Annotated in this window: 22 protein-coding genes; 12 read left to right on the forward strand and 10 right to left on the reverse strand. The window is 64.0% G+C overall.

The genetic code is table 11. The features are described 5' to 3' along the window. Window positions 1-6: 6 nt before the first annotated feature. From SO140_RS16235 to urtA, 6 genes are all read right to left on the reverse strand, one after another. Entirely contained in the window at window positions 7-837 is an 831-nt protein-coding gene (locus SO140_RS16235) for an urease accessory protein UreD (protein WP_474801509.1), read from the reverse strand. Between the two features lie 35 nt (window positions 838-872). Further along, the gene (urtE, locus tag SO140_RS16240; RefSeq protein WP_449382693.1) at window positions 873-1568 is read right to left on the reverse strand and encodes an urea ABC transporter ATP-binding subunit UrtE; all 696 of its coding nucleotides are present in this window, start codon (window positions 1566-1568) and stop codon (window positions 873-875) included. A 3-nt stretch (window positions 1569-1571) separates the two neighbouring features. Then, window positions 1572-2333 (reverse strand): urea ABC transporter ATP-binding protein UrtD, encoded by a 762-nt coding sequence (gene urtD, locus SO140_RS16245; RefSeq protein WP_449382694.1) that lies wholly within the window; start codon window positions 2331-2333, stop codon window positions 1572-1574. After that, window positions 2330-3508 carry an urea ABC transporter permease subunit UrtC gene (urtC, locus tag SO140_RS16250; RefSeq protein ID WP_449382695.1) on the reverse strand — a complete coding sequence of 393 codons (1179 nt, stop codon included), beginning with the start codon at window positions 3506-3508 and terminating at the stop codon, window positions 2330-2332. The genes urtD and urtC overlap by 4 nt, the downstream gene beginning before the upstream one ends. Continuing rightward, window positions 3505-5112, reverse strand: coding sequence for an urea ABC transporter permease subunit UrtB (gene urtB / locus SO140_RS16255; protein WP_474801512.1), 1608 nt, complete (start codon window positions 5110-5112; stop codon window positions 3505-3507). The genes urtC and urtB overlap by 4 nt, the downstream gene beginning before the upstream one ends. 83 nt (window positions 5113-5195) lie before the next feature. After that, window positions 5196-6518 (reverse strand): urea ABC transporter substrate-binding protein, encoded by a 1323-nt coding sequence (urtA, locus tag SO140_RS16260; RefSeq protein WP_449382697.1) that lies wholly within the window; start codon window positions 6516-6518, stop codon window positions 5196-5198. Window positions 6519-7041: 523 nt separating this feature from the next. Between urtA and SO140_RS16265 the strand changes: the two genes are divergently transcribed. The 3 genes from SO140_RS16265 (at window position 7042) to SO140_RS16275 (ending at window position 9302) form a co-directional block, all read left to right on the forward strand. Further along, complete coding sequence (locus SO140_RS16265) at window positions 7042-8502, forward strand: DEAD/DEAH box helicase (protein WP_474801515.1); 1461 nt, start codon at window positions 7042-7044, stop codon at window positions 8500-8502. 28 nt (window positions 8503-8530) lie between these two features. Continuing rightward, window positions 8531-8821, forward strand: a complete 291-nt coding sequence (gene infA, locus SO140_RS16270; RefSeq protein WP_027521693.1) for a translation initiation factor IF-1 — start codon at window positions 8531-8533, stop codon at window positions 8819-8821. Window positions 8822-9089: 268 nt separating this feature from the next. After that, window positions 9090-9302 (forward strand): cold-shock protein, encoded by a 213-nt coding sequence (locus SO140_RS16275; protein WP_011084262.1) that lies wholly within the window; start codon window positions 9090-9092, stop codon window positions 9300-9302. 86 nt (window positions 9303-9388) lie between these two features. On the opposite strand, the gene SO140_RS16280 is transcribed toward SO140_RS16275, so the two are convergent. From SO140_RS16280 to SO140_RS16295, 4 genes are all read right to left on the reverse strand, one after another. Beyond that, window positions 9389-9970 carry a TadE/TadG family type IV pilus assembly protein gene (locus SO140_RS16280; RefSeq protein ID WP_474801522.1) on the reverse strand — a complete coding sequence of 194 codons (582 nt, stop codon included), beginning with the start codon at window positions 9968-9970 and terminating at the stop codon, window positions 9389-9391. Between the two features lie 23 nt (window positions 9971-9993). Further along, the gene (locus SO140_RS16285; protein WP_474801524.1) at window positions 9994-10581 is read right to left on the reverse strand and encodes a TadE family protein; all 588 of its coding nucleotides are present in this window, start codon (window positions 10579-10581) and stop codon (window positions 9994-9996) included. A 146-nt stretch (window positions 10582-10727) separates the two neighbouring features. After that, on the reverse strand, window positions 10728-11225 hold the full coding sequence (locus SO140_RS16290) for a pilus assembly protein N-terminal domain-containing protein (protein WP_449382701.1): 498 nt from the start codon (window positions 11223-11225) through the stop codon (window positions 10728-10730). 193 nt (window positions 11226-11418) lie between these two features. After that, the gene (locus tag SO140_RS16295; protein ID WP_449382702.1) at window positions 11419-12246 is read right to left on the reverse strand and encodes a sterol desaturase family protein; all 828 of its coding nucleotides are present in this window, start codon (window positions 12244-12246) and stop codon (window positions 11419-11421) included. Window positions 12247-12530: 284 nt separating this feature from the next. Between SO140_RS16295 and SO140_RS16300 the strand changes: the two genes are divergently transcribed. From SO140_RS16300 to SO140_RS16340, 9 genes are all read left to right on the forward strand, one after another. Beyond that, window positions 12531-12695 carry a Flp family type IVb pilin gene (locus tag SO140_RS16300; RefSeq protein ID WP_027521689.1) on the forward strand — a complete coding sequence of 55 codons (165 nt, stop codon included), beginning with the start codon at window positions 12531-12533 and terminating at the stop codon, window positions 12693-12695. Between the two features lie 76 nt (window positions 12696-12771). Beyond that, window positions 12772-12906 (forward strand): hypothetical protein, encoded by a 135-nt coding sequence (locus SO140_RS16305; RefSeq protein ID WP_449382721.1) that lies wholly within the window; start codon window positions 12772-12774, stop codon window positions 12904-12906. A gap of 98 nt (window positions 12907-13004) precedes the next feature. Continuing rightward, window positions 13005-13529 carry an A24 family peptidase gene (locus tag SO140_RS16310; protein ID WP_449382703.1) on the forward strand — a complete coding sequence of 175 codons (525 nt, stop codon included), beginning with the start codon at window positions 13005-13007 and terminating at the stop codon, window positions 13527-13529. 127 nt (window positions 13530-13656) lie between these two features. After that, window positions 13657-14457, forward strand: a complete 801-nt coding sequence (gene cpaB / locus SO140_RS16315; protein WP_474801528.1) for a Flp pilus assembly protein CpaB — start codon at window positions 13657-13659, stop codon at window positions 14455-14457. A gap of 17 nt (window positions 14458-14474) precedes the next feature. Next, a complete protein-coding gene (locus tag SO140_RS16320) occupies window positions 14475-15950 on the forward strand; it encodes a type II and III secretion system protein family protein (protein WP_449382720.1) in 1476 nt (491 codons plus the stop codon). Window positions 15951-15971: 21 nt separating this feature from the next. Further along, window positions 15972-16709, forward strand: a complete 738-nt coding sequence (locus SO140_RS16325) for a CpaD family pilus assembly protein (RefSeq protein ID WP_449382705.1) — start codon at window positions 15972-15974, stop codon at window positions 16707-16709. After that, window positions 16706-17974, forward strand: coding sequence for a CpaE/TadZ family protein (locus SO140_RS16330; protein ID WP_449382706.1), 1269 nt, complete (start codon window positions 16706-16708; stop codon window positions 17972-17974). The genes SO140_RS16325 and SO140_RS16330 overlap by 4 nt, the downstream gene beginning before the upstream one ends. Window positions 17975-17994: 20 nt before the next feature. After that, window positions 17995-19464, forward strand: a complete 1470-nt coding sequence (locus SO140_RS16335; RefSeq protein ID WP_449382707.1) for a TadA family conjugal transfer-associated ATPase — start codon at window positions 17995-17997, stop codon at window positions 19462-19464. A gap of 13 nt (window positions 19465-19477) precedes the next feature. Beyond that, the gene (locus tag SO140_RS16340; protein WP_449382708.1) at window positions 19478-20455 is read left to right on the forward strand and encodes a type II secretion system F family protein; all 978 of its coding nucleotides are present in this window, start codon (window positions 19478-19480) and stop codon (window positions 20453-20455) included. The last annotated feature ends 9 nt before the right edge of the window (window positions 20456-20464 follow it).

Raw genomic sequence — 20464 nt, forward strand, 5'->3', positions numbered from 1 at the left:
AGTTCGTCAATTCAGCCACAGCCGCGGCAGAGCGGCGCCGGTGCGTGCCAGCACCGCCATCATGTCGGCGCGCAGGCGCGCCGCATCTTGGGCACAGAACCGCGCCATTGCAAAGCCATTCCAGGCTGATATCCCGACCTCGCCGGCGAAAGATTCCGAGGCTTCCCTGATGCGCTCGACCAGGGCCTCATCGCCGGGGACGATCAGCGCGGTGCCGATCGCAGCACCGCCCTTGGCGACGGCAGGGCGCGCCAGCTTGAGACCGATATCGCCGTCGAGCCTGACTGTCTCGGCGAACACCAGCCGGCCGCCGCGGCGCATCCGCCAGCGGTCGACGAACTCGCCCTGCTCCACGCGCTCGCCCATCGCGGTGCGGCCGAACACCACGATCTCGCAGAGCAGGAGCGAGGTCGACTCATCGAGCTCGATGTCGAAGCGGCGATGGACACGAGCGCGATTGAAAAGGATCGTCTCCTGGGGCAGCCAGCCGAGATGTGCGCCCGCGGCGGCCTTCAGCGCAATATTGAGCTTCGCCGGCGCGCCGGGCGCGCGATAGACCTTCTCGGCTGCCGCCGTGGTCAGCGTCAGGCGCGAGCCATGGCCAGCTGCGATTTCGATATCAAAGCGGTCTCCGCCGGCAACGCCACCGGCCGTATTGACGAACACGCCCGAGAGCCCCTCGCCTTCGGGCGAAGGAAAACGCACGCGCAAGGAGCCTGACTCATGCAGCGCCCCGCGGCGCGTTACGCCGTCCCGCGCGTGGACGTCGAAGCGCACCGCGCCGCGGGCGCGGTTCGCTTCGAACACCATGGACGTGGCTGATAGTTCGCTGCGCATCCGCCTCCCCAGCCGGTCGCGGCAGAATGAAAGGCTTACAGCGCCATCTGGCGGCTGATCTCGCCCGGATCGAGGTTGGAGCGGTCGCAGGTGTATTTCACCGCGCCGCGGTCCATCACCGCAAAACTGTCGCCGAGTTCGCAGGCAAAGTCGAGATATTGTTCGACCAGCACGATGGCGATGTTGCCGAGGTTGCGCAGGTAGGAGATCGCGCGGCCGATATCCTTGATGATCGAGGGCTGGATGCCCTCGGTCGGCTCGTCGAGCAGCAGCAATTTCGGCCGCATCACCAGCGCACGGCCGATCGCGAGCTGTTGCTGCTGGCCGCCCGAGAGGTCGCCGCCGCGCCGGCCGAGCATGGATTGCAGCACCGGAAACAGCGAGAACACGTCGTCGGGGATGAAGCGCTCGTCGCGCTTGAGCGGGCCGAAGCCGGTCTTGAGATTTTCCTCAACCGTCAGCAGCGGAAAGATCTCGCGGCCCTGCGGCACGAAGCCGATGCCCTTGCGCGCGCGCTCGTAAGGCTTGAGCGCGGTGATATCGCCGCCGTCGAACACGATCGCGCCCGAGGAGATCGGATACTGGCCGACCATGGCGCGTAGCAGCGAGGTCTTGCCGACGCCGTTGCGCCCGAGCACGCAAGTGACCTTGCCCGGCTCGGCTGCGATCGAGACTCCGCGCAGCGCCTGGGCCGCGCCGTAGAAGAGATTGATGTCCTTGACCTCAAGCATCGCTCAGCGTCCCAGATAGACTTCGATGACCCGCTCGTTGGACGAGACCTGGTCGATGGTACCTTCGGCAAGCACCGAGCCTTCGTGCAGGCAGGTGACCTTCACGCCCAATTCGCGGACAAAAGTCATGTCATGCTCGACCACCATCACGGTGTGGGTCTTGTTGATCTCCTTGAGCAGCTCGGCGGTGAGATGCGTCTCGACGTCGGTCATGCCCGCGACGGGCTCGTCGACCAGCAGCAGCTTTGGATCCTGCGCCAGCAGCATGCCGATCTCCAGCCACTGCTTCTGGCCATGGCTGAGGCTGCCGGCAAGGCGCCCCCGCGCATCGGTGAGACGGATGGTCTCCAGCACCTTGTCGATGCGCTCGGATTCCGCCTTGCTGCCGCTCCAGAACAGCGTGCCGCGGACCGAGTGGTCGACGTTGAGCGCGAGCAAAAGATTGTCCTCGACCGTCTGACTCTCGAACACGGTCGGCTTCTGGAATTTGCGACCGATGCCGAGCTCGGCGATGCGGGTCTCGTCGAGACGCGTCAGATCGGTGACGCCATCGAACAGCACGGTGCCCTCGTCCGGCTTGGTCTTGCCGGTGATGATGTCCATCATCGTCGTCTTGCCGGCGCCGTTCGGGCCGATGATCGCACGCATCTCGCCGGGCGCGAGCGTCAGCGACAAATTGTTGATGGCGTGGAAGCCGTCGAACGAGACGTGCACGCCGTCGAGATAGAGCATCGCGGAGGTCGCGCGGGTATCCATGACGTTCATTTCCGCTGCTCCGCCAACTTCGGTTCGCTGACGCCGTCCTCTCGCGCTGCGCTCTCGGTGGTTGCCGCCGGGCGCTTCGCCTTGAACGGCTCCCACCAGGAATTGAAGGTGCCGACGATGCCCTTGGGCAGCAGCAGCGTCACCAGGATGAACAGCGCACCCAGCATGAACAGCCAGTACGGCGCGAGCATGCCCGAGGTGAAGAACGTCTTGGCATAGTTGACGACGACGGCGCCGAGCGCCGCGCCGACAAGGGTGCCGCGGCCGCCGACCGCGACCCAGATCACCGCCTCGATCGAGTTGCCCGGCGCGAATTCGGATGGGTTGATGATGCCGACCTGCGGAACGTAGAGCGCACCGGCGACGCCGGCCATGCAGGCCGACACCGTGAACACGAACAGCTTGTAGGATTCGACGCGGTAGCCGAGGAAGCGCGTGCGCGATTCCGCGTCGCGGATCGCGATCAGCACCTTGCCGAGCTTGGACGTGACGATCGCCCGGCAGATCAGGAAGCCAGCGATCAGAGCGAGACAGCTCAGCGCGAACAGCGTGGCGCGCGTGCCCTCCGCCTGCACGTTGAAGCCAAGGATGTCCTTGAAGTCGGTCAGGCCGTTGTTGCCGCCGAAGCCGAAATCGTTGCGGAAGAAGCCGAGCAGGAGCGCATAGGTCATCGCCTGCGTGATGATCGACAGGTACACGCCGGTGACGCGCGAGCGGAAGGCGAGCCAGCCGAAGCAGAAGGCGAGCAGGCCGGGCACGAACAGCACCATCAGAGCGGCGAACCAGAACATGTCGAAGCCGTACCAATACCAGGGCAGCTTCTGCCAGTTCAGGAACACCATGAAGTCGGGCAGGATCGGATTGCCATAGACGCCGCGGGTGCCGATCTGGCGCATCAGGTACATGCCCATGGCATAGCCGCCGAGCGCGAAGAACGCGCCATGGCCGAGCGAGAGGATGCCGCAATAGCCCCAGATCAGGTCGATCGACAGCGCCAGAATGGCGTAGCAGACATACTTGCCCCAGAGCGCCACCAGATAGGTTGGCACCTGGAAGAACGAGCCCGCGGGCAACAGCAGGTTGGAGAGCGGAATCAGGATGCCGCAGGCGGCGACGATGGCGAGAAACAGCGTCGCGCCGCGGTCGAGCGATCGCGTGAGCATGTGAGGGGTCATGCTTCCACCGCACGGCCCTTGAGCGCGAACAGGCCGCGCGGGCGCTTTTGAATGAACAGGATGATCAGCACCAGGATCGCGATCTTGCCGAGCACGGCGCCGGCGACCGGCTCCAGGAACTTGTTGGCGATACCGAGCGTGAAGGCGCCGACCAGTGTGCCCCAGAGATTTCCGACCCCGCCGAACACCACGACCATGAAGCTGTCGATGATGTAGCTCTGGCCGAGATTGGGGCTGACGTTGTCGATCTGCGACAGCGCAACGCCGGCGATGCCGGCAATGCCTGAACCGAGGCCGAAGGTCAGCGCGTCGACGCGCGAGGTGGCGATGCCCATCGAGGCCGCCATGCGGCGGTTCTGCGTCACCGCGCGCATTTCGAGACCGAGCGCGGTGTAGCGCAGCATCGCAAGCAGGATCGCAAACACCGCGAGCGTGAAGCAGAGTATCCAAAGCCTGTTATAGGTGATGGTGATCTGGCCGAGCTCGAAGGCGCCGCTCATCCAGGAGGGATTGCCGACCTCGCGGTTGGTCGGACCGAACGCAGTGCGCACCGCCTGCTGCAGCACCAGGGACAGGCCCCAGGTCGCAAGCAGCGTTTCGAGCGGGCGACCGTAGAGGAAGCGGATGATGCTGCGCTCGATCAAGACGCCGATCGCGCCCGACACCAGGAAGGCGAGCGGCACGGCGATCAGCAGCGAATAGTCGAACAGAGCGGGATAGCGGGTGCGGATCACCTCCTGCACCACGAAGGTGGTGTAGGCGCCCAGCATCACCATCTCGCCATGCGCCATGTTGATGACGCCCATCACGCCGAAGGTGATGGCAAGGCCGATCGCGGCGAGCAGCAGCACCGAGCCGAGCGAGAGGCCGTACCAGGCGTTCTGCACCGTGGACCAGACCGCGAGCGAGCTCTGGATCGAGCCGATCGCGCCCGCCGCGGCCTTGGTCACCGAAGCCGGCTGGTCGCCCATGCCGGTCAGCAGTGCCAGCGCTTCCTGGTCGCCGCGCCCCTTGAGGATGGCGACGGCTTCGAGCTTCTCGACTTCGGTCGCGTCGGATTTGAACAACAGGATCGCCGCACGCGCTTCGCCGAGCGCGGCCTTGGCGGACTTGTTGGTTTCCTTGGCAAGCGCGGCATCGACGGCATCGAGCGCCGTCTCCTCATGCGACTTGAAGACGGATTGCGCGGCCTGGATGCGCGTCGAAAGATCCGGCGACTGGAGCGTCAGACTTCCGAGCGCGGCATCGACGCTGCGGCGCAGACGGTTGTTGAGACGGACGGCGCTTGCGCTGTCGGGTACGCTCGCGACCGGCTGGCCGGTCGCGGCATCGGTCGACTTGCCGTCGGTGCCGGTGACATAAACCTTCTTGCTGTCCGGATCGGCCATCAGACGGCCGTCCTGCAACGCGCTGATGATCGGAAAAGCGAGCGGATTGCCGCTGCTTGCGACCACGCCGATCGCTTCTTCGGTGTCGGAAAAATCGTCGTTGGCGAATTTGGCGACCGCATCCTCGAACGGACCGGCCAACGCCGGCAGCGCGAACGCGATCAGGAAAAACGAAAGCGCAAGCGTGCAGAGACGGGCTGGCAATTTTGCGAGCACTGTGAGTTACCCCGGCAGAAATGGATGGAGAGGGCGGCGGGATCGCCGCCCTCTCCGTGTCGTCATATCGTGTCAGACCTGGATCAGGAGCCCGAACCGAGGCACTTGTTGGTCTTGACGTTGTAGTTGCCGCACTTCTTCTCGACCCAGTCGCCGATCAGGTCCTTGGAGCCGTCGAGCTCCTTCGACCAGGCGTCTCCCGGAACGAGGCTCGGCGTCTTCCAGACCACATCGAACTGGCCGTTGCCCTTGATCTCGCCGATGAACACCGGCTTGGTGATGTGGTGGTTCGGCAGCATCTTGGAGGTGCCACCGGTGAGGTTCGGCGCCTCGATGCCGGGAAGCGCATCGATCACCTTGTCCGGATCGGTCGACTTCACCTTCTCGACCGCCTTCACCCACATGTTGAAGCCGATCACGTGCGCTTCCATCGGGTCGTTGGTGGTGCGCTTCGGGTTCTTGGTGTAGGCCTGCCACTCCTTGATGAACTTCTCGTTCGCCGGAGTCTTGATCGACTCGAAGTAGTTCCAGGCGGCGAGATGGCCGACCAGCGGCTTGGTGTCGATGCCGGCGAGCTCTTCCTCACCCACCGAGAACGCGACCACCGGGATGTCCTTGGCCTTGATGCCCTGGTTGCCGAGCTCCTTGTAGAAGGGAACGTTGGCGTCGCCGTTGATGGTCGAGACCACTGCGGTCTTCTTGCCGGCCGAGCCGAACTTCTTGATGTCGGCCACGATCGTCTGCCAGTCGGAGTGACCGAACGGCGTGTAGTTGATCATGATGTCTTCCTGGGCGACACCCTTCGACTTCAGGTAGGCTTCCAGGATCTTGTTGGTGGTACGCGGATAGACGTAGTCGGTGCCCGCGAGCACCCAGCGCTTCACCTTCTCTTCCTTCATCAGGTAGTCGACGGCGGGGATCGCCTGCTGGTTCGGCGCGGCACCCGTGTAGAACACGTTGCGCTCGCTCTCCTCACCCTCGTACTGCACGGGGTAGAACAGGATGTTGTTAAGCTCCTTGAAGACCGGGAGCACCGACTTGCGCGACACCGAGGTCCAGCAGCCGAACACGACGGCAACCTTGTCCTTGGTGATCAGCTCGCGCGCCTTCTCGGCGAACAGCGGCCAGTTCGAAGCGGGATCGACGACGACGGCCTCGAGCTTCTTGCCGAGCACGCCGCCCTTCTTGTTCTGCTCGTCGATCAGGAAGAGGATGGTATCTTTCAGCGTGGTCTCGCTGATGGCCATGGTGCCTGAGAGAGAATGCAGCACGCCGACCTTAATGGTGTCGTCTGCGGCCTTTGCGCCGGTAAAGGAAGCCAGACCCAGCATCAGTCCGGCGGTCGCGGCGAGCAAGCCGCGGCGGCTAAATGACGCCGCTATATCGTGAGTGGATTTAGTAAGCATGAGGTATCATCTCCCTGACGCAGACGTGAAAACGCTGCGAGACGGCCCCACGGCCGTCTGCGATTAACGGAATCGCAAGAACCGTGCCATGGGCCATGAGACAGCTAAGCTATTGATTTAGCACAATAAATTTGCCGGAACCAAGGATTTGCCACACTTGACCCGCCCAAATATTGGGCATGAAAAATGTATGCTTAAGCGGCAGACAGTCTGTTTTTTGATCAATAATCGACCGCTGTCTAAATTTCCGGCATAACTATTCGTGCACCGCAACGCCAGGCTGCGGCCGCGCCGTCTTGAAAGCGCCACCGGGATGCTTCATATGAGGGCCTGAGACCCGAATCATCCGAATGATCAACGGGTCGTAGCAAGCCGCGTGTTCTTAAGCCCGTTTGGGCCTCTGGCTTGCCCCTCTCATCAAGCAATCCGACACCCCAAACACGCAGGTGTCTTCTCGACACCCTTGCGCGCGCCACGCGGAAACAGCGTGGGCGTTCGCTTTTGACATTGGAAAGAACCTCTTTTGACTTCCTTTCAGGACTTCGGCCTGGCCGATCCCATTTCGCGCGCCCTCAAAGAAGAAAACTACGTCACGCCGACCCCCATTCAGGCCCAGACCATCCCCCTGGCATTGACCGGCCGGGACGTCGTCGGCATTGCCCAGACCGGCACCGGCAAGACCGCATCCTTCGCGCTACCGATCCTGCATCGCCTGCTGGACAACCGTGTCAAGCCGCAGCCCAAGACCTGCCGAGTGCTCGTGCTCTCGCCCACCCGCGAGCTGTCCGGCCAGATCCTCGACAGCTTCAACGCCTATGGCCGCCACATCCGCCTGACCTCGACACTCGCCATCGGCGGCGTGCCGATGGGCCGCCAGGTGCGCGCGCTGATGCCTGGTCTCGAGGTACTGGTGGCTACCCCTGGCCGCCTGCTCGACCTCGTGCAAAGCAACGGACTGAAGCTTTCGAGCGTCGAATTCCTCGTGCTCGACGAAGCCGACCGCATGCTCGACATGGGCTTCATCAACGACATCCGCAAAATCGTCGCCAAGCTGCCGATCAAGCGCCAGACGCTGTTCTTCTCGGCCACCATGCCGAAGGACATCGCCGAGCTCGCCGACTCCATGCTACGCGACCCCGCGCGCGTCGCCGTCACCCCGGTGTCCTCGACGGCGGAACGCATCCGCCAGCGGATCATCCAGGTGGATTTCTCCGCCAAGCCCGCATTCCTGACCAAGCTCCTGAAGGACGAGCCGATCGACCGCGCGCTGGTTTTCACCCGCACCAAGCACGGCGCCGACAAAGTCGTGAAGACGCTGGCCAAAGCCGGTATCGCCTCCAATGCCATCCACGGCAACAAGTCGCAGAACCATCGCGAGCGAACGCTGGCCCAGTTCCGCTCGGGTGAGATCCGCACGCTGGTGGCGACCGACATTGCCGCTCGCGGCATCGATGTCGACGGGATCAGCCACGTCATCAATTTCGACCTGCCAAACGTGCCGGAGACCTACGTCCACCGGATCGGCCGCACCGCGCGGGCCGGCGCAGACGGCACCGCAATCTCACTGGTCGCAGGCGGCGAGGAACTCAGCTATCTCCGCGACATCGAGCGCCTGATCCGCGTGGCGCTCCCGCGCGAGGATCATCGCACCGACGCCGGCCGCGAGACGGCGCATGCGCCGTCTGCTCCCGCAAAGCAGCATCGTCCGGGCCGCCCCGGTCCACGCCCGCAGGGCGCGCGGCATGGCGATGGACGACATGGCGACGCACGCCATGTGGATGGCAGGCCCGGCGACGGTCACAAGGCTTCAAAGGGGTCTCGCCGCCGCCGTTCCGGTGGTAAGATGAATTCGTCATCAAACGATCGGTCGGAACAGCGTCCCGCGCATGGCGCCGGCCAGTCTGATGGGATACAAGGCGTTGCGTTTTTACGCCGCGAGAGTCGTCCGAACGGTCGGCCCAACCGCAAACCCTTTTCGCAGTAACTAGCCGTCCCACGACCTGGAGAAATTCATGGCTAAGGAAGAGCTGATCCAGTTCGAAGGACTGGTCACCGAAATCCTCCCCGACGCGCGCTACCGCGTGCAGCTCGACGCCGGGCACGAGATCGTCGCCTACACTGCCGGCAAGATGAAGAAGAACCGCATCAAGACGCTCGCGGGCGACCGCGTGACGGTGGAGATGTCGCCCTACGATCTGGAGAAGGGACGGCTGATTTTCCGCCACAAGGACGAGCGTCCGGGTCCGACCGGCGGCCCGCCGCGGGGCGGAGCGCAACGCGGCGGACAGTTCCGTCGCCGCTAAGGCTCGCGGCAGTGCCGCGATACGGAATTAAGATTCTGGTCTGATGCGATCTGCCGCCCGCCCGGGCGGCGGATCAAAAAATCGTGCACGTCAGGATTGTTTTGAAAACCCCTTTCCAATAAAATGAATTAATCGATTTTCGGCCGGACGACATTAGCATCCACCGGTACAGCCGGTTCAGACACGCTGACGACCCTTCCAGAAATTCGATCTAACCCGTCCGCGAAAGCGGGCATCGACACTATGTATCTGAGAAGGGACTACCCCCATGAGCATGGGAACCGTGAAGTGGTTTAACGCGACCAAGGGTTTTGGCTTCATCCAGCCCGACGACGGCGGCAAGGACGTGTTCGTGCACATCAGCGCCGTGGAACGTGCTGGCCTCGGCACGCTGCGCGAAGGCCAGAAGATCTCCTACGAGATCGTTGCCGATCGTCGGTCGGGCAAGTCGGCAGCCGACAATCTTCGCTCCGCTGGCTAAGGCCGGCCCGCTCCAGGCGGATTTGAGCAAACGAAAAGGCCGTGCGTTGTGCGCGGCCTTTTTTCATGTCCGAAGATTGGAGACGCTCAGTAGGTCGTGCAGCTCGTCGACGGGCTGTAATAGACGCAAGTCGATTGACGCGGGCGCGCATAGGCGACATCGCTCAGCGTGATCGCGTTCTTGAGCGCGTAGCCGATCGTCGGCGTGTAGACGTAGCTGACCTCGCTGAAGATCAGATAGGTGCCGCCGATCGCGAGCGTCGAAGGGATGCTCACCACCGAGGCCTGCGATCGCACCAAGGAACCCTTGCTCCATTGCACGCGCGCCACCTTGGTTGTGGGATCGACGTAGAGCTCGCTGATCGTCGTCGAGGTGAACGAGCTGTTGTAGTACGGTGTCATGATGCCGTAGGACGCCGCGAAGAAGTTGGTCATGTCGGTGTCGCCGACCGACGTCGATTGCGAGGTCAGGTCGGACAGCGTGCGCGCCATCATCGTGACCTTGCGGTCGATCGCGATAGCTGACGAAAACTCGACGGCGCCGAAGAACAGCACCAGCATCAGCGGCACCACCACCGCGAACTCCGTCGCCGCCAGCGCGCGGCTGTCGGCGCCGAAATCGCGCGCGGAGGAGGCGGCGTTTCGCCGGATTTTCGCAATCGCCCGCATGGTTCCGCTCGGATCCGTTGGCGTCAATTGGAGTAGGGTTCGTTCTTGAAGGCGGCCGTCGCGACCAGCAGGCGCTTGTTGCCCGCGAGATTCGAGATGTTGTAGCCCAGCCCGGTGACGAAGAGCGGCCACTGGTAGAACAGCCGGACGACCACGATGTCGCCGGCGCTCCCGGCGCTGTAGCCCATGTTCGTATCGAAATTGCCGGCCGAATCGATGTGGCTCGGCAGCGTGACTGCCGAGAACGACGAATAGCTCGAGACGTCGACGTAGAGGCTGCTGCAATCGAAGAACAGCGCCGGGATCTGGGTGCAGACGTAGCTCTTGAACGTCGTCTGTGTGCAGGCCGCCGCCACACCGGAGACCGCACAGGCCGACACCGAGCCGCTCTGCGCCTGGCCCGTCAGAACCGAGCGCGCGGCATCCTGCGTGACCGTCTCGAGCACCTGACTTGCGAAGAACATGATCGCGGTCTCGATGATCGCGAACAGCAGCGCGAAGAAGATCGGCGCGACCAGCGCGAACTCGACCGCCGCGGAGCCGCGGCGGTTGCGGCGCAAGCGCTGGAGCTGGCTGCGCAACGAAAACGTCCGGGCGGCGGGCGACGGCATTGAGAAAGACCCTGTGGCGGCAGTGAGACTCTGCCTCTCACATGAAACGAACGACTAGCCCGTTTCAGGCGGTCAAGATGTCCGTCAAGGATACCTTGCGCGTTTCGGGTCCTGCGGAGCGCGGCAACCAGGCCGCGGCCGGCGGCTTAGTTGGTCTTGGCCGCCGAACTGGCATTGCCGCTGGCGGAGTTGCTCAGCGTACCGGCCTGGCCGATCGTGTTGTTGAAATAGGCATCGCTGTCGCCGAGCGTCACGCGGCGCTGGCAGATCGGCATGCAGCTATAGGACTCGCGCTCGATGCCGCGATAGACGGTGACGAGCCGGTCGCTCGGTCCTTCGACCTGGATTTGCCGATCGACGAGGATCTCCCCACCGCGGTCCAGCGCGATGAAATTGGTGGCGCCGTAGCCCTTGCCGGTCACCACGATCATGCCGCCCGGCTGGAGCGTGACGTCTGCGATCAGGGGATTGCCAACCACGATGGTCGCGACCTTTCCAGGCAGCTTCACGAGCTTTGCCTGGTCGACATTGACGGCGATGGCGTCGCTGGTGGATTCGGCAAGACCGGCTGCCGGCAATGCCAGCACGGCGGCCGCAACCAGGACACAAACACGCGCGTGACGGCGCAGAAACTCTTTACGCATACTCTACCCCGGGACCTGACCTGGCCGGCTAAAGCGATACGAGGCGGAGCCGGCGCCCGACCCGGCTAAACTGACCTCAATTCATGAACGTTCCGCAAACGCGAGGGTTAAAGCCTGATGCGATCGGGCAAAAACCGTCGTGATGGAAATGCGCTGCACTCTTTGCGCTAACCCGGCCCTATCTCATCGCGCGTTAGCGCCGGAACGGATAGGCGAGCTGGCCGCCGATCTCGCTCGGCATTCCCGCTTCGTCCTTGCCATAGTCCTGCGGCAGCTCGTTCGCCGGCATCCGGAAGGTCCCGAACAGGATGTCCCAGAGCGGGAAGGTGCCTGCAAAATTGGTATTGCCGCCCTGCTCGAGCGAGGTGTGGTGCCAGCGGTGAAACACCGGGGTCGCCAGCACATATTTGAACGGTCCGAGCGTCCAGTTGAGATTGGCGTGCACGAAGGCGGAATGGAAGGTGGTGAACGGCCCGAGCCAGATCATCACGTTCGGCGAGATGCCGACGGTGAGCAGCACGACGTCGACGCCGATCGTGCCGAGCACCAGATTCACCGGATGGAAACGCGCCGCCGAGATCCAGCCCAGCTCCTCCGAGGAATGATGGATCGCGTGGTACTTCCAGAATCCGCCACCGTGAAACAGCCGATGCAGCCAGTACAGCATGAAATCCGACAGGACGAGGAACACCGCCGCCTGAGCCCATAGCGGCAGCTCCGACAGCGGGCCGTGACCGTTGTCGTAGAAGGCGATCAGCTCGTCGGGATCGTGGATGTTGAAGACGACTCCGGCGGCGACGATCAAGAGCCCGATCCGCATCGTGCGGGCGAACACCGGCACGAAGAACCAGTAGCAGATATCGGTGACGATCTCGCGCTTGCGCCACCAGGGCACGCCGGGATTACAGGCCCAGAAATGCTCGAGCACGGTGAAGACCACCGCGAGCGCCGCAGTAACGGGAATGACCTTTGCGATGGTTTCGCCGAGCATCAAGGCGACGTCCATGGGCAGGCTCGACATCGGCGTCTCATCTCTCATCTGTATCGGCTTTACGCCTACGCTTCGAAATTTAAGGGAGCGTGAAGCCGCTCTGCATATTGGCGGTCTTTGTTCCCGCGGACCGCAAATGCTTCGAATTTCGAATGCGCGCCTTAAGACGAAATTGACTCTGGTGAAAAGCATCACGCCAGAATCGAGTTTCCGTGATCAGGTTAACCGTACCGCAACGGCTCGGCTCTCATCCTCGCAACACTTGGAATTTGCGCCGAACGAGGCCACCCCACACCCACATGGAGTTTTTGCTCATGAAGAACCTGATTGCGCGTTTCGTGAAGGATGAATCCGGCGCCACTGCCATCGAGTACGGCCTGATCGCCGCCGGCATTGCGCTCGCGATCATCACCGTCGTCAACAACCTCGGCACCTCGCTGAACTCCAAGTTCGGCTCGATCAGCAGCTCGCTGAAGTAAGCGTCCGACGTGTTGCAGGAAGCCCCGGATACGTCCGGGGCTTTGTCTTTCCGGAAAGCCTCGAGTTCCAGTGGCGGTGCATAAGACCAGAACCGATGCCGTGTTCGAGACGGCAGCTTCCGCGCAAAGCGAGGCGCCGACCTATTGGGTCTGCCTTGCGCTGTTGCTCGCGCTGGTCGCGCTCGCGGCCCGGATCGCCAGCATCTGGTGATCTCCGCAGTACCCCGTTTCAGGTTTGTTTAACACTGACGACTAGAATACCGCGAGCTCCGATCCCGCGCCGGCCAGCGCTCCCTGAAGAAGCAGATCATGATCCTCGACCTCGCGCGCCTTCTGCTCTTCCCGGCCCTGGTGGCCTTCGCCGCCGCGAGCGACCTGCTCACGATGACCATCTCGAACCGAGTGTCGCTGGCGCTGGTCGCCGGCTTCTTCGTCCTTGCGCTCATAGGCGGCATGGCGCCTTACGACATGCTGACCCATGTCGGCGCCGGTGCCCTGATGCTGGTCATCACATTCTCCTGCTTTGCCATGGGCTGGATCGGCGGCGGCGACGCGAAAGTCGCAGCCTCCGTCGCGCTTTGGTTCGGCTTTACCCATCTGATGAACTTCCTGCTCTACGCCTCGCTGTTCGGCGGCGCGCTGACCTTGCTGCTGCTCCAGTTCCGGCAATGGCCGTTGCCTTACGGACTTGCCGGACAGGCCTGGCTCGCGCGGCTGCACGCCAAGGAAGGCGACATCCCCTACGGCATCGCGCTCGCGATCGGCGCGCTGATGGTCTATCCGGAGACGGAATGGGTGAAAGCGATTGATCTCGCTCACCTCGCGCTGCGCTGAACGCACCGGATAAACCCGGCGTTAAGCCGATTTAGATACGCCTCATTAACCATGCTTTGACGTTTAGCTGGTCAACTGCCATCACGGCGGCGGCAGCGTCGCGGCGTCTTGTGGAAAGTGAAGCGTAATGAATACCGCACGCATTGTCGTCCTGACGGTCGCTATCGGTGCCGGCGGCATCGCCGCGTACCTGGCGAGCGGGTCCGACAGCCCGTCGCCGCCCCCGGCCGCGCCGGTTGCTCAGCTTCCGACCGTCGACGTCCTGGTGGCCAAGTCCGACATCGGCCTCGGTCAAACCGTCAAGCCCGAAGACATGCAGTGGCAGACCTGGCCGACGGCGACCGCCAGCGCTGTCTTCATCCGCCGCAACGAACGTCCCGACGCCACCACCCAGATCACGGGCTCGATCGCCCGCGCGCCCTTCATCCAGGGCGAGCCGATCCGCGAGCAGAAGCTGGTGAAGGCCGAGGGGTCCGGCTTCATGGCTGCGATCCTGCCGAGCGGCATGCGCGCCGTCTCCACCGAAATCTCGGCAGAGACCGGCGCCGGCGGCTTCATTCTGCCCAATGACCGCGTCGACGTGCTGCTCACCCGGCGCGACAAGAATGCCGGCGCCAGCGCGGGCGGTGACGTCGTCAATTCCGAGATCCTCCTGTCCAACATCCGTGTTCTGGCGATCGACCAGGCGCCGAAGGAGAAGGACGGCCAGAACAGCGTCGTCGGCAAGACCGTGACGCTCGAACTAAAGCCGGAGCAGACCGAAACGCTGGCACGCGCGCGCCAGACCGGCACGCTGTCGCTGGCGCTGCGCAGCATCGCCGACATCAACGCCAAGAACGAGAACGAGGACGAGCCGGCGCGCAGGCGCGGCGAGACCGTCTCGGTCATTCGCTTCGGCATTCCGAGCCAGATGACCGCACAGAAGTGACGATGGGGGCCTTCGATATGAAATGCAGGGGCAATCGGGCGGCGTTGCGGACCAGCATGGTTCGCGCCCTGTCGTTTTCAGCCGCACTGGCACTGACGCTCAATCCGGCGCTCACCCCGGTCATCGCCGCCGACTATCGCAACGCGGCACCGATCGCGGCCGACGGCCAGATGAACGCGCGCTTCCTGTCGCTCGGCGTTGGCAAGTCGATCGTGATCGACCTGCCGCGCGATATCAAGGACGTGCTGGTCGCCGATCCCAAGATCGCCAACGCGGTGGTCCGCTCGGCGCAGCGCGCCTATATCATCGGCGCCGCCGTCGGCCAGACCAACATCGTGTTCTTCGATTCCGCCGGCCAGCAGATCGCGGCCTATGACATCGCCGTCAAGCGCGACCTCAACGGCATCCGCGCGGCGCTGAAGCAGGTCGCCCCCAACTCCGACATCCAGATCGACGGTCTCGCCGAGGGCGTCATTCTGACCGGCACCGCGGCAAATCCGATCGAGGCGCAGCAGGCCAACGACCTTGCCGTCCGCCTTGCCGGCGGCGCCGACAAGGTGGTGAACTCCATCGTGGTCCGCGGCCGCGACCAGGTCATGCTGAAGGTGACGGTCGCCGAAGTTGCGCGCAACATCGTCAAGCAGCTCGGCATCGACCTCTCCGCCAATCTCGCTTACGGCACCGCGGTCGTGAACTTCACCAACTCCAATCCGTTCACGGCCCTGGGCCGCAACCTGGTGTCCGGTAATAGCCTGAACACGTCGTTCGGCTCGACCCCCTCCGTGCAGGCGACGCTGCGCGCGATGGAAACCGCGGGCGTGATCCGCACGCTGGCCGAGCCGAACCTGACCGCGATCTCGGGCGAGTCGGCGACCTTCATCGCCGGTGGTGAATTCCCCGTGCCGGCGGGCTATGCCTGCGATCCGACAACGCACGTCTGTACCAACCAGATCAGCTTCAAGAAGTTCGGCATCTCGCTCAACTTCACCCCGGTGGTGCTGACCGAAGGCAAGATCAGCCTGCGCGTCATGACCGAGGTCTCGGAGCTCTCCAACGACAACTCGATCACGCTGTCGCAGGCGGTCTCATCGAGCACGACGAACTCGCTGACGGTGCCCTCGATCAGGACCCGGCGAGCGGAGACCACGCTGGAAATTCCGTCCGGCGGCGCGATGGCGATGGCAGGCCTCATCCAGGAGCAGACCAAGCAGGCGGTCAGTGGATTGCCCGGGCTGATGCAGCTCCCGGTGCTCGGCACGCTGTTCCGCAGCCGCGACTACGTCAACAACCAGACCGAGCTGATGGTTCTGGTGACGCCCTATATCGTACGCGCCGTCGCGCAGAAGGACCTGTCGCGTCCGGATGACGGCTTTGCCGCGCCTTCCGATCCACAGGCCGAGCTGCTCGGCAACATCAACCGCATCTACGGCGTTCCGGGCCGGGTCGATCCCGCACGGAATTATCGCGGCACCTACGGCTTCATCACCGACTGAGGCGGAACGGGGACTTCGAGAATGACCACCAGACCACCCCAGAATCGCAACAGTGCCCTGCGCGTCAGCGGCGCGCTCGTCGGCATCGCGATTGCGCTCGGCGCCTGCACCCATACCGACGAAGCCGTCACCGCCTCCATTCCCGAGGATTACAAGCAGCGCCACCCGATCGCGATCGAGGAGCAGAACCGCTCCATCGTCGTCTTCGTCGGTCACGCGCGCGGCGGCCTGACCGCAGCCCAGCGCGCCGACGTCATGGGCCTGGCATCGACCTGGACGCATGAAGGCACCGGCGCGATTCATATCGACGTGCCGACCGACACGCCCAATGCGCGCCCGGCTGCGGATTCGCTGCGGGAAATTCAGGCAATGCTGGCTGCCGCCGGCGTGCCGCCGCGCGGCGTCATCGTGCGCCGCTATCGCCCCGAAGACCAGCGCTTCCTGCCGCCGATCCGCCTGACCTATTCCAGGATTGCCGCGGTCGCGGGTCCCTGCGGGCTATGGCCTGAAGATGTCGGCCCCTCCATCAAGAACCCGCGATGGTTCGAGAACAAGTCTTATTACAATTTCGGCTGCAGCTATCAGCGCAATATGGCTGCAATGATCGACAATCCGTCGGATCTCGAGCAGCCGCGGCCTGAAACGCCGGCCTACACGATGCGCCGCAATGTCGCCTTCGAGAAATATCGCAAGGGTCAGACGACGTCGACCACCTATCCCGAGGCCGACAAGGCCAAACTCAGCGACACCGGCAAATGATCAGCTACGCTCGCCAGACTCAAGACGAACAGCCGCAGGGCGCGCCGCCGCCGGCAGAAGAGCATATTGCACCTGCCCCACGCGTCTCGGTCCAGGCGTTCTGCGAGACCGTGGAAACCGCCGCCGCCGTGCAATCGGCCGGCGAGGACCGCCGCCTCGGCAAGGCTCACCTGAAGATCCAGATGGGCGGCATCGCGGCTGCAGCCGAAGCCTATCGCTCCGCGCCCACACCGAACGTGATCGTCCTGGAGAGCGACGGGCGGGCTGACCTGCTCGGCGGCCTCGACCAGCTCGCGACGGTCTGCGATGCCGGCACCCGCGTCGTCGTGATCGGCCGCATCAACGACGTCATGCTCTATCGCGAGCTCGTGCGCCGCGGCGTCAGCGACTATGTGCTGGCACCGGTTGGCCCGATCGACGTGGTGCGATCGATCTGCAATCTGTTCTCTGCGCCGGAAGCCAAGGCGGTCGGCCGCATCATTGCAGTCGTCGGCGCCAAGGGCGGCGTCGGCGCCTCCACCATCAGCCACAACGTCGCCTGGGCGATCGCGCGCGACCTCGCCATGGACGCGGTGGTCGCCGATCTCGACCTCGCCTTCGGCACCGCCGGGCTCGACTACAACCAGGATCCGCCGCAGGGCATCGCGGACGCCGTGTTCTCGCCGGACCGCGTCGATACGGCCTTCGTCGACCGTCTGTTGTCGAAATGCACCGACCATCTGAGCCTGTTGGCCGCGCCGGCGACGCTCGACCGGGTCTATGATTTCGGCACCGACGCCTTTGACGCCGTGTTCGACACGCTGCGCTCGACCATGCCCTGCATCGTGCTCGACATCCCGCACCAATGGACGGGCTGGACCAAGCGCGCCCTGATCGGGGCGGACGACATCCTGATCGTGGCCGCACCCGACCTTGCGAACCTGCGCAACACCAAGAACCTGTTCGACCTCTTGAAGGCGGCTCGGCCGAACGACCGGCCGCCGCTCTACTGCCTGAACCAGGTCGGCGTCCCCAAGCGGCCCGAAATCGCCGCCACCGAGTTCGCCAAGGCGATCGAGAGCCAGCCGATCGCCTCGATCCCGTTCGAGCCCCAGACTTTCGGCTCCGCGGCCAATAACGGCCAGATGATCGCGGAAATCTCGGCCAACCATAAGTCGATCGACATGTTCCTCCAGATCGCCCAGCGCCTGACCGGCCGCAGCGAGACCAAGAAGCAAAAGTCGTCGTTCCTTTCACCCCTGATTGAGAAGTTGCGCGGAAAATAGCCGCCGCATGGAGTTGTTAAGTGTTCGGTAAGCGTAGCGGAACAGACACCGACCTTCGGGCCCCCAAGCCCGGCGCCGTGTCGCCAGAGCCTGCCCAGGCCCCGGCGCCGAGTGTTTCCCGCGCGCCGCCGCCCCCGGCCATCGCCTCGCCGCCGCTGGCGCCGATCAAGGCTCCCCCGCCCCCGCCGATGGAGAGCCGCCGCTCGGACAATTACTACGAGGTCAAGGCGACGATCTTCGGCGCCCTGATCGAGGCGATCGACCTCGCCCAGCTCGCCAAGCTCGACTCCGAATCCGCGCGCGAGGAAATCCGCGACATCGTCAACGAGATCATCGCGATCAAGAACATCGTGATGTCGATCGCCGAGCAGGAGGAGCTGCTCGACGACATCTGCAACGACGTGCTCGGCTATGGCCCGCTCGAGCCGCTACTGTCGCGCGACGACATCGCCGACATCATGGTCAACGGTGCCAACACGGTGTTCATCGAAGTCGGTGGCAAGATCCAGCGCACCGGCATCCGCTTCCGCGACAACCAGCAGCTCCTCAACATCTGCCAGCGCATCGTCAGCCAGGTCGGCCGGCGCGTCGACGAATCCTCGCCGATCTGCGACGCCCGTCTCGCCGACGGCTCCCGCGTCAACGCCATCGTGCCGCCGTTGTCGATCGATGGCCCCGCGCTGACCATCCGCAAGTTCAGGAAGGACAAGCTGACGCTGGATCAGCTCGTCAAGTTCGGCGCGATCACCCCCGAAGGCGCCGAGATCCTCCAGATCATCGGCCGTTGCCGTTGCAACGTGCTGATCTCCGGCGGTACCGGTTCGGGCAAGACGACGCTGCTCAACTGCATGACCAACTACATCGAGCACGACGAGCGCGTCATCACCTGCGAGGACGCGGCCGAACTGCAGCTCCAGCAGCCTCACGTGGTGCGGCTCGAAACCCGACCGCCCAACATCGAGGGTGAAGGCCAGGTCACGATGCGCGAATTGGTGCGCAACTGCCTGCGTATGCGCCCCGAACGCATCATCGTCGGCGAGGTCCGCGGACCCGAGGCCTTCGACCTGTTGCAGGCCATGAACACCGGCCATGACGGCTCGATGGGCACGCTGCATGCCAACAATCCGCGCGAGGCGCTGTCGCGCTGCGAATCCATGATCACGATGGGCGGCTTCTCCCTGCCCTCGCGCACCATCCGCGAGATGATCTGCGCCTCCATCGACGTCATCATCCAGGCCGCCCGCCTGCGCGACGGTTCGCGCCGCATCACCCACATCACCGAGGTGATGGGCATGGAGGGCGACACCATCATCACCCAGGACATCTTCCTCTATGACCTCGTGGGTGAGGACGCCAACGGCAAGATCATCGGACGGCATCGCTCGACCGGCATCGGTCGGCCCCGCTTCTGGGAGCGCGCCCGCTACTACGGCGAGGAGAAGCGCCTTGCCGCCGCGCTCGATGCGGCGGAAGTGGCGGCGAAGACGTGAGCGGTAACGCACCATGAAGATACAGGTCCTCGCCCTCGCCTTTCTCGCCACCGCCGCCGTCGGCGGCATCGCCTGGGTTTTCCTCTATCCGCTGTTATCAGGCGAGCGAAAGGCGGAGAGCCGCCGCGCCTCCGTCGCGCGCGCCGAGCCGGTCGCGACACGGCAGGCCGAGAAAAGCCAGCGCTCGCGCCGCGAGCAGGTCGAGACCACGCTCAAGGATCTCGAACAGCGTCGTCTGAAGGAAAAGAGCGTTCCACTCAGCGTGCGGCTGTCGCAGGCCGGACTGGACTGGACGTCGCAGAAATTCTGGATCGTCTCCGCCGCGCTCGGCGGCGCGTTCTTCTTCGTCGTCATGTTCGTCGGCGGCGGACTGCTGGGGGCCGCGGGCCTTGCCTTCGCCGGCGGCTTGGGCCTACCGCGCTGGATGCTGAGCTTCCTGAAGAAGCGCCGCGAGAACAAGTTCCTGGCGGCGCTCCCGGATGCGGTCGATGTCATCGTCCGCGGCATCAAGGCCGGCCTGCCGCTGTTCGAATCGATCAAGGTCGTCGCTGCCGATTCGCCGGAGCCGCTGCGCAGCGAGTTCTTGGCGATCATCGAGACCCAGGCCATCGGCATGCCGCTGGGTGAGGCCTGCGCGCGTCTCTATGAGCGCATGCCGCTGCCGGAAGCGAACTTCTTCGGCATCGTCGTCTCGATCCAGCAGAAGTCCGGCGGCAACCTCTCCGAGGCCCTCGGCAACCTCTCGAAGGTGCTGCGTGACCGCAAGAAGATGAAGGAAAAGATCCAGGCGATGTCGATGGAGGCCAAGGCCTCCGCCGGCATCATCGGCTCGCTGCCGCCGATCGTGATGTTCCTGGTCTATCTCACGACCCCGCAATACATCTCGCTGCTGTGGACCCACCCCACCGGCCAGCTCATGCTGGTCGGCTGCGTCGTCTGGATGTCGATGGGCATCCTGGTGATGAAGAAAATGATCAACTTCGACTTCTGACGGTGCGCG

Source organism: Bradyrhizobium sp. UFLA05-108 (assembly GCF_059803455.1).